This is a genomic window from Cupriavidus sp. 2TAF22 (assembly GCF_052115045.1).
In the GTDB taxonomy this organism is placed as follows: Bacteria; Pseudomonadota; Gammaproteobacteria; order Burkholderiales; family Burkholderiaceae; genus Cupriavidus.
This window is the reverse complement of record NZ_JBFRFX010000063.1, coordinates 17,513-30,480: the sequence shown is the minus strand read 5'-3', so window position 1 is coordinate 30,480 and position 12,968 is coordinate 17,513. Positions and strand designations below refer to the sequence as shown.

The window sequence follows — 12,968 nt, the reverse complement described above, 5'->3', positions numbered from 1 at the left end:
CGGCGCCGTCTTGCGCTCGATCAGCGATAACAGTTCCTGTCTTTCTTTCTTCGCCAACTTCACTGGCGTTGCATGGCGGCCTCGACTCATCCCGCCATGATATCCGAGGCGATTATTTATTCAAGCTATTTACGGGATGTTGTACTAGTGCCGGCAATTCATTCCTTCATTCTATCATTGGATAGAAATAAAGAATTTCACTTATCAATCGCCGCTGCTTACGATTCGCCCCAACGTCGGCGGTGTTGCCGCCCAAGGCCCGTACAAGGAGATAAGTGGAATGTTGAAACTGACAAACAAGGTTGCCCTGATCATGGGATGTGGCTCCGTGGCACAAGGCTGGGGCAATGGCAGGACCATGGCGGTTCTCATGGCCCGCCAGGGTGCCGCGTTCTTTGGCACCGACCTGAACCTGGAGAACGCGGAAGACACGCGCAAGCGCATCGAGGAAGAAGGAAACCGGGCAACGGTGGTGCGCTGCGATTCCACCAGGGCCGAAGACGTGGAGCGCGCGGTGAACGCCTGCCTTGAGCTGCACGGGCGCATCGACATCCTGGTCAACAACGTCGGCTTGTCGCAGCCTGGCGGTCCGGTAGACATGACGGAAGCCGTCTGGGATGCGCAGATCGAGGTGAACCTGAAGGGTGCGTTCCTCGCATGCAAGCATGTGCTGCCCGTCATGCGCAAGCAAGGCGCCGGCTCAGTCATCAACGTGTCTTCGGTTGCCGGCCTGCGCTACGTGGGCAAGCCCCAGGTCGCCTACGCCGCGGCCAAGGCTGCGCTGATCCAGTTCACGAAGACGACAGCCGTGATTCACGCTGCGGAGGGTATCCGCCTGAACTGCGTGGTGCCCGGCCTGATGCAAACGCCGCTGCTAGACAACCTGGTCCAGAAGTACGCACAGGGCGATCCGGCTGGCTTCCTCGCCCGCCGAAACAACCAGATCCCGATGAAACACATGGGCGATGCCTGGGACACGGCCCATGCCGCCCTCTTCCTGGCGGCCGATGAGAGCCGCTACGTCACGGGCACCGAGATCGTCATCGACGGCGGCCTGATCGCCAGCACGCCCTGATCCAGGCATCGACGTCCGGCCGGGCAAAGGCGCTTGCGGACGCAGGACAGACCAGACCAAAAAGACAGGAGACAAAGATGGCATCCCCCTACCGGCGGCTGTTCAAGGCCGCGGCATTCGCTGTATGCGCCTGCGCCAGTGCACTGGCTTCTGCGCAGGCGTACCCGCACCAGCCGATTCGGCTGATCGTGCCGTTCGCGGCCGGCGGCGCTGTCGACCAGACCGCGCGCATCATCAGCGTGGCGCTCGGCGAGAAGCTCGGGCAACCCATCGTGATCGAGAACAAGCCGGGGGCCGGTGGATCCATCGGCGCGGCGGAGACCGCCCGAGCCAAGCCCGATGGCTATACGCTGATGCTGGCGCTCGATACGCAAGCCGCCAACTACCAGATCATGAAAGGCCTGCGGTACGACACCTTCAAGTCGTTTGACTACCTCAACCTGCTGGTGACGACGCCGCAGATCCTGGTCACCCGGGGCGATCTCCCCGTGAAGAACCTGGAAGAGTTGATCTCGTACCTGAAAGCCCATCCGGGCACGACCTACGGCACCTCGGGGCTGGCATCCGCAGGGCACGTGAACAGCGCGCAGATGGCGTTGGCGCGCCGGCTCAAGACGACTCACGTTCCCTACAAGGGCGCGGCCCCGATGATCACAGACCTGCTGGGAGGACATATCGATTTCGCCTTCGCCGGCGTATCGGTGCTGCTCCCGCATATCCAGTCGGGCAAGGTCCGCGCCATCGCCGTGGGCTCGTCCAAGCGGTCTGCCCTGTTGCCGGGTATCCCCACGATGAGCGAGTCCATCCCGGGGCTGGAGTATCCCACGTGGGTCGGCCTGGTCGCCCCCAGCGGCCTGCCGGCGGAGACGCGGAACAAGATCGTGGCGGCCACCTCGGAAGTGATGCGCAACCCGGAACTCGCCAAGCGTTTCGCCCAGAACGGGTTCGACGTCGTGAACAGCACGCCCGAGGTATTCAAGGCGAGACTGGAAAAGGACGCCGGCACGCTTGAAGAACTGATCCGGCGCAAGGTGCTGTCCAGCGAACCCATCTGATCCTTGCGCGAACGCAGCCATGCCAAGGCGAGGCTACGTTCGCCGAACAACCTGCTACCAATATACCAATGATCGTTTCAGTCAATCCCTCCACGGGTGCGGAACTCGGCCGCTACCTGCTCGATCGCCCGGAAGATGTCGAGCGCAAGCTGCAAGGCGCGGCGCAGGCCCAACAGGCGTGGCGCACGCGGTCGGTGCGCGAGCGATGCGCGCTTCTGGCGGAAGTGGCCGCGGTGCTTCGCCGCAATCGGGCGCAGTATGCGGCCATGATCACCGCCGAGATGGGCAAGCCGCTCGCGGAAGCCGAGGCTGAAATTGACAAGTCGGCGATGACTTGCGACTTCTACGCCGAATCCGCGGCAGGCTTCCTGGCCGATGTCCAGATTCCCAGCAATGCGGCGGACAGCCGCGTGGTGTTCGACCCGCTGGGCGTGGTCCTGGCGGTGATGCCCTGGAATTACCCGTTCTGGCAGTTCATTCGCTTTGCCGCCCCCGCACTCGCCGCGGGAAACGCGGCCTTGCTCAAGCATGCCAACAACGTGCCGCAATGCGCGCTCGCGCTGGCGGAGGTCTTTCGGGAGGCGGGCGCGCATGACGGCCTGGTCTCCACCTTGATGATCGACGCGTCGGAGGTGGCCGGCGTCCTGGCTGACCCACGCGTCGCGGCGGTGACGCTTACCGGCTCGACGGCCGTTGGCAAGCTGGTCGCTGCCCAGGCCGGTAGCCTGATGAAGAAGCAGGTCCTGGAACTCGGCGGCTCCGACCCGTTCATCGTGCTGGCCGACGCGGACGTGGAGGCCGCCGCCAGGATGGCCGTGAAGGCGCGTTTCTCGAACACGGGCCAGAGCTGCATTTCTGCCAAGCGCTTCATCGTGGAAGACGCCGTCGCGGACCGCTTCGTTGCCGCCTTCTGCGCCGGCACGCGCTTGCTGGCGGTCGGTGACCCGATGGACCGCAGCACAACCGTGGGCCCCCTGGCCAGAGCCAATCTGCGCAGCGATCTGCATTCACAGGTGGAGCGCACTGTCAGCGCGGGCGCGGTGGTCGCGCTGGGCGGCCATCCGATCGACGGGCCAGGCTTCTTCTACGCGCCCACCATTCTGGACCGGGTCACACCGGGCATGGCCGCGGCAGTGGAGGAAACGTTCGGACCTGCCGCGGCCGTCATCCGGGTCGGCAGCGTTGACGAAGCAATTGCGGTGGCGAATGCCACCGAGTTTGGCCTGGGCGCGGCGCTGTGGACCGGCGATCTGGAGCGGGCCCACGCGCTGGCCCGGCGCATCGAGGCGGGCGCGGTATTCGTCAACGGCCTGGTTGCCTCCGATCCGCGATTGCCCTTCGGTGGCGTCAAGCAATCCGGCTACGGCCGCGAGCTCGGTGAGTTCGGCATCCGCGAGTTCACCAACATCAAGACGGTGTGGGTCGGCCCTGCCCACTGAACTTTTTCTTCATTTTCGAGGCTATGCCATGATCAAGACTGAATCCAATGCCGTGCTGCTGCAGTCCGACGCCATCAAGACACATGACCGCGGCGGCGGCGCCCGCACGACACCACTGGTAGGGAAGGGCGCGGGCGCCACGGCCTTCATCACTGGCTATACCGAGTTCGGCGGGGGCGCCGAGATTCCCTTTCATCATCACAATGCCGAGGAAAGCGTTGTGCTGATCGACGGCGAGGCCATCTTCGACATCGATGGGCAATCGATCCCCGTCAAGAAGGGCGATGCCACCTTCATTCCCCCGAACGTGCCGCATCGCTTCCGCAATGCGTCGGCGACGGCGCCCATGAAGATCCTGTGGATCTATGGCTCGACGGACGCGAGCCGCACCCTTGTGGAGACCGGCGAGACCCGCCCCATCGCCGCGGAGCACAACGGCTAGCGCGATTGCAGTTCCGCACAGGCGCCCTGCATCCCGGGCGCCTGCCTCCCGGGAAACACGCGCTGGCGTTCGATGGGAGCACACCGCCGGCCTGGACCACGGCGGAAGACAAGAACCGGAGACATCGTGAAATCCTCAACCTCTCGAAGCCTGGTGGCGGTGTATCTGCTGCTGTTCACCATGGCCTTGATCAACTACCTGGACCGTGTGGCGCTCTCTGTCGCCGCCAGGCCGATCGCGGCCGAGTTCCAGTTGAGCCCGGTCGAGATGGGCTATCTTTTCTCGTCATTCCTCTGGACCTACCTGCTCTGCCTGATACCGGCCGGCATCCTCGCTGACAAGTATGGGGCGAAAGGCGTCTGCGTGGGGGGCATGGGCGTCTGGTCGATTGCCACCGTGCTCACCGGGCTTGTGGGAAGCTTCCATGCGCTCTTCGCCACGCGTCTGGTCATGGGCGCGGGTGAAGCGACCAGCTATCCGTGCGCCAACAAGTTCATCCGCGAACAGGTGCCCACGCAGAACCGGGGCTTCGCCACCACCATCTTCAATAGCGGCGCGTACGCCGGTCCGGCAGTTGGCGCGCTCTTCATCGGCTGGCTGGTATCCGTCGTCAGTTGGCGCGTCGCATTCATGCTGGCAGGCGCCATCGGGCTCGTCTGGCTTGTGCCGTGGATGATCTGGTTCCGCAATTCCGCGCCGCAGGCCACTACTACCGCGGCGGCCCCGGCGATGGCAGCGACGCCAGACCCGGGCGTCGGCCTGAAGGGCCTGCTGAGGTCCACGAGCATGTGGGGCATCGCCGTGACGCAGGGTTGCGCGGTGTACACCCAGTACCTGTTCCTGACGTGGCTTCCCAGCTACTTGCAGGCAACCAAGGGCATGAACATCAAGGACGCCGCCATCTATACCGCATTGCCGTACGCTTGCGCAGTATTGTTTGGCATGCTGCTGGGCCGCATCAGCGATAAGCTCCTCAGGCCTGGCGAGGCTGAGACCGGGAAGCGCAGGCCCATGATCGGCGCCATGTTGCTGTGCTCTTCCGTTATTCTTGCGGCACCGTTCGTGAGCAATATCTGGGTCATCGTACTGCTGCTGGCCGTGTCCCTGACCGGCATCGCGACGGCGATCTCGCTGAACATGGCACTTGCCAACGACCTGCTCGACCATGCTGCGGATGCCGGCAAAGCCAACAGCATCGCCATCGCCGGCGGAAACGTGTTCGGTATCCTGGCGCCCATCGTGACCGGCTACCTGGTTGCCGCAACCGATTCGTACAACTATGCCTTCGCCGCGGCCGGGGTGTTGCTGCTGGTCGGGGCGCTGGTATCGCAAGTTGCCACGCGCAGGCGCATCGGTGAGGCGCGGTGCGCGGATGCGCGGGCCGGCCGTGAGGCGGGAGCACGCGTGTTCCATGGATAGCATGTAGGAGAAACGTGATGTTCTTTGCTCCCCCCCCGATAACCGAGGCTACACCGTTCGCGCGTCTTCCCGAGGCACCGTCCAGCCCTGGAATGGCCGCAGCCTGGGAAGGTAGCCAGCCGCACGGCATTCCAACCCGGTCTTTGCTGGAAGGCCCGAGCTTCGACAACGATGGCAACCTGTACTGCGTGGACGCGCCGAATGGGCGCATCGTCCGCTTCTCGCCTTCTGCCGAATGCGAGACCATCGTGCAGTACGACGGCTGGCCCAACGGGCTGGCGCTGGGCCGGGACGGACTTGCCTATATCGCCGACTACAAACACGGCATCATGGTGCTCGACCTCGAGACGAGGGTCGTGAGTCCACTGCTGGAGCGACACTATGCCGAGCGCTTCAGGGCAGTCAACGACTTGTTCTTCGCGGCCAACGGCGACCTTTACTTCACTGACCAGGGCCTGTCGGGCTATCAAGACCCGAGTGGGCGCTTGTTCCGGTACAGCCGGCAAGGGCGGCTTGAATGCGTGCTGGAGCGCATCCCCAGCCCAAATGGGCTGGTGATGAACCTGGATGAATCCGTCCTCTTCCTTGCGGTCACGCGTGCGAACGCCGTGTGGAGGGTGCCGTTCATGCGCGATGGCACGGTAAGCAAGGTCGGGACCTTCGTGCAGCTTTCTGGCGGCACGGGACCCGACGGCCTCGCGCTGGACGAGCAGGGCCGTCTGGCCATCGCGCATACCGGCATGGGCTCGGTCTGGGTGGTCGACGCGCGGGGCGAGCCGGTGCACCGCATCACGTCGGCGGTGGGAGACCACACGACCAACGTTGCCTACGGTGGCGAGGGAAACCGCACGCTCTTCATTACGGAATCGAGTTCCGGCACCGTGCTGAAGGCGGAGCTGGATGTGCCCGGGAAGCGGATGTTCTGCCAGTGATCCGCCGGCGAAATGATCACCGGAGCATACAACCCGGGACAGCAAAGTACGGCATCGATGCCCCAGGGCTGACGGCCACGCGCTAACAGCAGCAGGCGGGGCCTGTCGTCGGTGGGCAATCAGGACAGGTTGAAGGGAAGCTGGCGCAGCGGCTTGCCGGTGAGGCGGGCAATGGCGTTGGCAAACGCCGGCGCCAACGGCGGCAGGCCAGGCTCGCCCATGCCCGTCGGTGGATCCGCACTGGGCACGATGTGGACGTCGAATGCGGGGGCATCGGTAATGCGCGCCACTGTGAAGTCGCCAAAGTTGCTTTGCTCGACGACACCGTCCTTCAGCGTGATGGCCGAGCCCGCCAGGCACATCGACAGCCCCATGACTGCCGCGCCCTGCACCTGTGCTTCCACGGTGCGAGGATTCACCACCAGATTGCAATGCACGCCGGCTGTGACGCGATGCAGTTGGGGGCGACCCTCCTTAACGGAGGCCTCTACGACATAGGCCACCACGGAATCGAATGACTCGTGCACCGCGACCCCCCAGGCGCGGCCGGCGGGTAGCTTCTTCTTGCCGTAGCCGCTCTTGTCCACCGCCAGTTGCAACGCCGCGCGATGGCGCGGATGCTTGTCGCCGAACAGGCGCATGCGGTAAGCCACCGGGTCTTGCTTGGTGGCGCGCGCAATCTCGTCGAGCAGTGTCTCCATGACGTAAGCAGTGTGGGTGGAACCGACACTGCGCCACCATAGCACCGGCACGTTGGGCGTGGGGTGATGCACGGTCAGGCGCATCGGTAGCGGGTAGGGATCGCGCATGCCCTCCGTGGCCGTGGCGTCGATGCCGTTCTTGACCTGGAATTCCCCGAACACCGTGCCCGAGGTAATGGACTGGCCAACGATGACATGATCCCAGGCCAGCACCTTGCCTTGCTGGTCGAAGCCGATGCGCGCGCGATGCAGGTGCATCGGGCGGTAATACCCGCCCTTGATGTCGTCCTCGCGGCTCCATAGCATGCGAATCGGTGCCTTCATGCCGGCGGTGCGCGCAGCCTTGGCGATCGCACAGGCCTCGACCACGTAGTCGCTCGTGCTCGCGAAGCGCCGGCCAAAGCCGCCGCCCGCCATCTGTACATGGATCTTCAATTGCTCGGGCTTGAGGCCAAGTGCGCGCGCGGCAGCGGCACCGTCCAGTCCAGGGCACTGGGAGCCGACCCACAGTTCGGCGCGCTCGTCGGACAGCTGGACGGTGCAGTTCAGTGGTTCCATCGGCGCGTGCGCCAGGTAGGGGAACACGAATTCCGCGTCCAGCTGGCGCGGCGCGGTGGCCAGCGGCGTCATGTCCGCGTCGAACTGACGCCGGCCGGGCTGCGCCGCCAACTCGCGGTACTGGGCCAGCAACCGTTCGCTGTCAGCCTTTTCGACCGCGCTCGTGTTCCATTGAAGCTTCAGCGCGTCGCGCCCTTGCCTGGCCGCCCAGTAGCCGTCGGCGAGCACGGCCACGCCTTCGCCACCACGGTCCCCCGGCACGCGCAGCACGGCCTTGACACCATTGATGGCTCGTGCGGCGGTGTCGTCTACCGCGGTCAGTCGCGCGCCAAACACAGGGGGATGTGCCACCACGGCCGTGAGCTGACCGGGCAGGCGTGTGTCGATGCCGAAGTCCTGGCGCCCGCTGCTCTTGGCACGCGCATCGATGCGCGTGGTGGGCGTGCCTATGATACGAAAGTCCTTCGGGTCCTTCAGCGTGACCTTCTCCGGCACCGGCAACGCCATGGCGGCTTCGGCCAGTTCGCCGTAGGTCAGCGTACGGCCACCCGGATCCAGCACCAAACCTGCGCGGGTGCGCAGCGTGGCCACGTCCACGTTCCAGCGCGCCGCCGCCGCCGACAGCAGCATCGCGCGGGCACGGGCACCAAGCTCGCGGTACTGCGTGAAGCTGTTCTTGACCGAATGCGAACCGCCGGTGAGATGAATGCCGAACAGCGGGTCGACGTAGGCAGCGTCGTTCGAGCCGTGCCGGCTGCGCACCAGGCTCCAGTCCGCGTCGAGCTCCTCGGCCAGGATCATCGGCAAGGCAGTCTGCACGCCTTGGCCGAACTCCAGCCGGTTGACGGTCACGGTGACCTCGCCGCTGGGAGCGATCTGCACAAACGCCAATGGCTGCTGCGTCGGCTTCAGGGCGCTCGCAGCACCACCGGCATTGACGGCCTGTGCGATGGCCAGATGCGGAAATGCACCAAGCACCAGGCCGAGGGAGYCGGCCAGCTTCAGGAAGCTGCGGCGCGGCAGCATGGTGGGTTCGTCGCTCTGGCTCCGCGCCAGCAGCCGCTGTAGATTGCGCGGCATTTCGCCGTGATCGAGACTGGGAAACATGGCGGATCCTTCAGGCAAGGGCCTTGGCGGCATCGGCCACTGCGGCGCGAATGCGGGGATAGGTACCACAGCGGCAGATGTTTCCCGCCATGGCGGCGTCGATCTCGGCAGCGCTGGGTTGCTTGCCGCGAGGCAGGGATTTGAGGAAGGCAGTAGCGCTCATGACCTGGCCGCTTTGGCAGTAACCGCATTGCGCCACGTCGTGTTTGACCCAGGCCGCATAAACTACGGTTCCGACCCGGTCGCTGCCATCGGTCGCAGCTTCGATGGTGACGATGGTCTTGCCCTCGGCAGCAGAGACCGGAGTGACGCACGAGCGAATGGCCTGGCCGTCCAGATGCACGGTGCAGGCGCCGCATAGGGCAGCGCCGCAGCCGAACTTGGTGCCGGTCATGCCAAGGGAGTCGCGCAGCGCCCAGAGAATGGGCGTGCCGGGATCGACATCGATCGTATGCTTACGGCCGTTAACGTTGAGGGTGCTCATCGGGGAGGGTTCTCCGTAGGTGGTGGTCAGGGTACGAGTGCCGCGAATCGCCTGGCCTCAGCCCGCCCAGCTCTGCAGCCAGAAGGCGTACGGCGTTGGCAGCACCGACGCTGCCTGCTCGACCTTGAGGTCCCGCGCCGCCTGGAACGGCCAGTGCGGATTCGCCAGCAATGTACGGCCGAACAGCGCAAGGTCGAGCTGCCCCTCGCGAATCAGGGCGTCTGCCGCCGACGCACTCGTGATCTGCCAGCTGGTCGCAACCGGCAGCCCGGTTTGCGCGCGAATCCGTCGCGCGTAGGGAACGAGGAAGTTGGGTCCCCATGGGACTTGTTCGTCCGCGGTGGACAGTGCCAGTCCGACGTCGACGAGATCCAGGCCGGCATCCTTCAGCCATTTCAGGACCTGAACGGACTCCGCGAGTGTCTCGTCTTCCCGGCCGTTGAATTCCACGACACCCAGGCGTGCCGTCAGCGGCAGGCTATTCGGCCATACCTCTCTCACTGCGGCGACCGTCTCGATCAGGAAGCGAGCGCGATTTTCAAGGCAGCCGCCGTACTGGTCGTCCCTCGCATTGGTGAGAGCGGACAGGAAATTCTGTGCGAGGAAGCCATGGGCAAAATGAAGCTCGAGCCACTGGAATCCCGCTTGCAGGGCACGAGCGGCGGCATCCACGAAATGCTGTTGCGTGCGCCGGATTTCATCCAGGCTCAATTCGCGCGGCATATGTGGGTTTGCGGGCATGAACGGCAGCGCGCTCGGCGCCACCGGCTGCCACGCGCGCCGATCGTTCCTGTCCAGTGGGGCACCGCCGTCCCAAGGGGGCGTGCAGCCGGCCTTGCGACCGGCGTGACCGATCTGGATGCCCGCGACGGCGCCGGCGGCCCTGATGGCCTTCGCCACAGCGGCAAGGCCCGCAATGTGCGAGTCACTCCAGAGACCCACGTCGCCGGGCGTAATACGTCCCTCGGGCGACACGGCGGTCGCTTCAACGATGACGAGCCCGGCGCCACCGCGCGCCAGCATAGCGTAGTGGCTCTGATGCCAGTCGCTAAGTTGCCCGTTCTCGGCCATGTACTGGCACATGGGAGAGACGACGATACGATTTCGAAGGGTGACGCCCCTCAATGAGTAGGGGGAAAAGAGGGAGGACATCTGGCAAGCCCATGGAAAGTGGCGATGGGGCCCAGTTTGCGGGAAGGTGCCCGAAAACTGTTTGCCAATTCCGCCCCCATTCTTGCCCAATCCGACGATTGCATGCCCGTCACGCCCGTTCTGGCTTCGGCCCGGTGATAGACTTCACGCAGCAAAAAGAGGGCGGAGCAGGAGCATGAACGCGCGTGAAAAGACTGGAAATCCTGGCAAGGCTGCGGCCATCGACACCCTCGCCGAGGCAATCGGTCGAATTGCCCAAAATGACGGCGACCACTTCACCGGCGTTTCGGGCCTGACGCTTCACCGCAGGAGCGCCAGCGCAGCCCCGATGCCATGCATCTACGGGTTTGGGTTAGGGGTGGTCGCTCAGGGTGGCAAGCAGGTCATGCTTGGCAACGAGGTGTTCAACTACGCCGCCGGACAATCCCTGCTGACGACGATCGACGTGCCTGTTGTGTCGAACGTCACGGTCGCGACGCCGGCCAAGCCGTTCCTTGGCCTGATGCTGGCGCTTGACCCGCGCATCGTCATGGAACTGGCCGCAGATATGGAAGGGATCAAACCTCGGAAGCAGAGTCCGAATCTCGCAATTTCCGTCAGTGACCTTGAGCCGCCCGTCCTGGACGCATTGATCCGGCTCGTACGCCTGCTCGACGAGCCGGAACTCATACCTCACGTCGCCGCATTGATTCAGCAGGAAATCGCCATTCGCCTGCTGGCGGGGGCCAATGGGCCGCTGCTTCGAAAGTTCGCGGCCACCGGCTCGCCAAGTGAGCAGATTGCCGGGGCAGTGGCCTGGCTCAAGCTGAATTTTGCACAATCGTTCCAGGTGGAGGAACTCGCTGCCAATGCACACATGAGCCCGTCGACATTCCGGCAGCACTTTCGCGCGATTACGGGGACCAGCCCGCTGCAGTACCAGAAACAGCTGCGCCTCCAGGAAGCACGTCAATTGATGCTGAGCCAGAACCTCGACGCGGGAACGGCAAGTCTGCGCGTCGGGTATGAAAGCGCATCACAGTTCAGCCGGGAATATGCCCGGCTTTTCGGTGCTCCCCCTTTGCGGGATATCCAACGAATGCGCGTTAGCTGAAAGCCAGTCGCAGGTTTTCTACGCCAATGTTCTGGCGCAACGAGTCCAGCCATGTAAGGCGTGGGACGATTGAAGCAGGCCTGCGTCGTTCGCCCTTGCCGTACGCGCTGAATCGTGTTCGCGTGGTCCCGTTGGGACGCGGACAAGCCTCACGTCTTGCTGGTCCACCCGATCTGGTCGCTTCTGCGTTGCCCGATTAGGTCACCCGGGTTGGTTTCACGAGCACGTTGCATACCGGCCAGGATCTCGAAGGCATCGCTCATGCAGAAGCGAGCCTCGCGAGCCAGGCGCGGCGACAGCGGGGACAGATCGTCGAAGTCCTTGGCGCTCAGCGCGCTTCCCCTTCCGTACCGGGATGTCTTGCGTTGCGTTGATCGCGACGGGTTGCGCCGCCTTGACGACGCGTTGGTTGGTGAACGAAAGCGGGGTCGTTACGCAGGCTTCATTGCTCCCACATTTGCCAGCCACGCTGAAGGATCCGCTGGCATCGCCGCGGCGTGACGCAGGATGAAGTCACGAAAGGCCCGTGCAGGAGCCCGCGGCGCCAGTGCGCAGTTCCACACCATGACAACCGGCTCTACCTGGCTTGCCAGCTTGAACGGAAGCACACGGGCCATATTCGCCGCCGCCAACTGGGCGGCGATGCGCTCGGGATACACAGCCAGGAAGTGCGCGGCCTGCAGTAGATTGACCGTCATGGTTACGTCGCTGGTTCGGATGCCGCGCTGCGGTGGCGGCATCTCCAGGGCGCGGAAAGCGGTGTGCAGGTGATGCAGCATGCGTGCCCCCTGAGCGGGGATGCACCATTGCTGATCGACCAGATCCTGCGCGGTGATGTGACGCTGCCGCAGCAGTGGATGCGTCATGCTGGCCACGATGACCAGTTTCTGTCCCGGAATGATGGGCGCGTAGAGCAGATCCTTGCGCTCAAGGCGCGGATCTTCGTAGGCAAACAACAGATCGAGTTCGCCCTCGTCGACCTGGTTGATGAGCTCGATGATCCCGCCATCGATCACGCTGATGTCGACCCCCGGATTGCCTTCATGGAACGCGCAGATCAACTGCGCCAGGAGGGGCTGGACCGATGTGGTCCGGTAGGCCATGCTCATCTGACCCCGCGTGCCCTCGCGCACCGCTTGCAGGGACTCGGCCAGGCGGCTCAGCTGCGCCGTTACCAATGCCGCGCCCTCGATCATCTCCTGGCCGATCTCGGTGGCTCGCATGCCGCGGCGTCCGCGCTCGAACAAGGGCATGCCGACGATGGCCTCCACTTCCGCCAATGTCTTCGACACCGCTGCCGGGCTGATATGGAAGCGTGCCGCCACTTCGGCGGCACTTTGCAGTTCGTCGAGTGCAAGGATGACGCGCAGATGCCGGAACTTGAGGCGGGCGAGGAGGGCATGAACGGGATGGACGGCGGACGGCATTGGGCAAACTCACGGGGGGCGAACTACAAGGATCTAGTATTAACCAAATGCTCAACAACTCTCAAGTTTAATTCGCTTTTGGTT

At 64.3% G+C, this 12,968-nt stretch carries 11 protein-coding genes; 7 read left to right on the top strand and 4 right to left on the bottom strand.

The annotated features are described in order from the left end of the window. Positions 1-280: 280 nt before the first annotated feature. From AB4Z48_RS37475 to AB4Z48_RS37450, 6 genes are all read left to right on the top strand, one after another. Positions 281-1,075: an SDR family NAD(P)-dependent oxidoreductase gene (locus AB4Z48_RS37475; protein ID WP_441623470.1), complete on the top strand. Its 795-nt coding sequence runs from the start codon at positions 281-283 to the stop codon at positions 1,073-1,075. 77 nt (positions 1,076-1,152) lie between these two features. Continuing rightward, positions 1,153-2,130, top strand: coding sequence for a tripartite tricarboxylate transporter substrate binding protein (locus AB4Z48_RS37470; RefSeq protein ID WP_441623468.1), 978 nt, complete (start codon positions 1,153-1,155; stop codon positions 2,128-2,130). Between the two features lie 68 nt (positions 2,131-2,198). Further along, positions 2,199-3,569, top strand: a complete 1,371-nt coding sequence (locus tag AB4Z48_RS37465) for an NAD-dependent succinate-semialdehyde dehydrogenase (protein WP_441623466.1) — start codon at positions 2,199-2,201, stop codon at positions 3,567-3,569. 28 nt (positions 3,570-3,597) lie between these two features. Further along, entirely contained in the window at positions 3,598-4,011 is a 414-nt protein-coding gene (locus tag AB4Z48_RS37460; RefSeq protein ID WP_441623464.1) for a cupin domain-containing protein, read from the top strand. 153 nt (positions 4,012-4,164) lie between these two features. Continuing rightward, entirely contained in the window at positions 4,165-5,430 is a 1,266-nt protein-coding gene (locus AB4Z48_RS37455; protein WP_441623462.1) for an MFS transporter, read from the top strand. A 17-nt stretch (positions 5,431-5,447) separates the two neighbouring features. Beyond that, complete coding sequence (locus AB4Z48_RS37450) at positions 5,448-6,362, top strand: SMP-30/gluconolactonase/LRE family protein (RefSeq protein ID WP_441623460.1); 915 nt, start codon at positions 5,448-5,450, stop codon at positions 6,360-6,362. 119 nt (positions 6,363-6,481) lie between these two features. Here the strand turns inward: AB4Z48_RS37450 and AB4Z48_RS37445 are convergent, their stop codons facing one another. The 3 genes from AB4Z48_RS37445 to AB4Z48_RS37435 are packed head-to-tail and all read right to left on the bottom strand — an operon-like array spanning position 6,482 to position 10,364. Further along, complete coding sequence (locus tag AB4Z48_RS37445) at positions 6,482-8,728, bottom strand: molybdopterin cofactor-binding domain-containing protein (RefSeq protein ID WP_441623458.1); 2,247 nt, start codon at positions 8,726-8,728, stop codon at positions 6,482-6,484. A 10-nt stretch (positions 8,729-8,738) separates the two neighbouring features. Beyond that, on the bottom strand, positions 8,739-9,212 hold the full coding sequence (locus AB4Z48_RS37440) for a (2Fe-2S)-binding protein (protein ID WP_441623457.1): 474 nt from the start codon (positions 9,210-9,212) through the stop codon (positions 8,739-8,741). Between the two features lie 57 nt (positions 9,213-9,269). Further along, positions 9,270-10,364 (bottom strand): NADH:flavin oxidoreductase/NADH oxidase, encoded by a 1,095-nt coding sequence (locus AB4Z48_RS37435; protein WP_441623455.1) that lies wholly within the window; start codon positions 10,362-10,364, stop codon positions 9,270-9,272. A 175-nt stretch (positions 10,365-10,539) separates the two neighbouring features. Between AB4Z48_RS37435 and AB4Z48_RS37430 the strand changes: the two genes are divergently transcribed. Next, entirely contained in the window at positions 10,540-11,457 is a 918-nt protein-coding gene (locus tag AB4Z48_RS37430; protein ID WP_441623453.1) for an AraC family transcriptional regulator, read from the top strand. 431 nt (positions 11,458-11,888) lie between these two features. Here the strand turns inward: AB4Z48_RS37430 and AB4Z48_RS37425 are convergent, their stop codons facing one another. Next, positions 11,889-12,884 carry a LysR family transcriptional regulator gene (locus AB4Z48_RS37425; RefSeq protein ID WP_441623451.1) on the bottom strand — a complete coding sequence of 332 codons (996 nt, stop codon included), beginning with the start codon at positions 12,882-12,884 and terminating at the stop codon, positions 11,889-11,891. Positions 12,885-12,968 lie beyond the last annotated feature (84 nt).

What these genes read in the sequence shown, in the direction of transcription:
- AB4Z48_RS37460 (WP_441623464.1), top strand. Translation starts at nt 3,598, where the DNA reads ATGATCAAGACTGAATCCAATGCCGTGCTGCTGCAGTCCGACGCCATC.
- AB4Z48_RS37435 (WP_441623455.1), bottom strand. Translation starts at nt 10,364, where the DNA reads ATGTCCTCCCTCTTTTCCCCCTACTCATTGAGGGGCGTCACCCTTCGA.
- AB4Z48_RS37440 (WP_441623457.1), bottom strand. Translation starts at nt 9,212, where the DNA reads ATGAGCACCCTCAACGTTAACGGCCGTAAGCATACGATCGATGTCGAT.
- AB4Z48_RS37475 (WP_441623470.1), top strand. Translation starts at nt 281, where the DNA reads ATGTTGAAACTGACAAACAAGGTTGCCCTGATCATGGGATGTGGCTCC.
- AB4Z48_RS37430 (WP_441623453.1), top strand. Translation starts at nt 10,540, where the DNA reads ATGAACGCGCGTGAAAAGACTGGAAATCCTGGCAAGGCTGCGGCCATC.
- AB4Z48_RS37465 (WP_441623466.1), top strand. Translation starts at nt 2,199, where the DNA reads ATGATCGTTTCAGTCAATCCCTCCACGGGTGCGGAACTCGGCCGCTAC.
- AB4Z48_RS37450 (WP_441623460.1), top strand. Translation starts at nt 5,448, where the DNA reads ATGTTCTTTGCTCCCCCCCCGATAACCGAGGCTACACCGTTCGCGCGT.
- AB4Z48_RS37470 (WP_441623468.1), top strand. Translation starts at nt 1,153, where the DNA reads ATGGCATCCCCCTACCGGCGGCTGTTCAAGGCCGCGGCATTCGCTGTA.
- AB4Z48_RS37425 (WP_441623451.1), bottom strand. Translation starts at nt 12,884, where the DNA reads ATGCCGTCCGCCGTCCATCCCGTTCATGCCCTCCTCGCCCGCCTCAAG.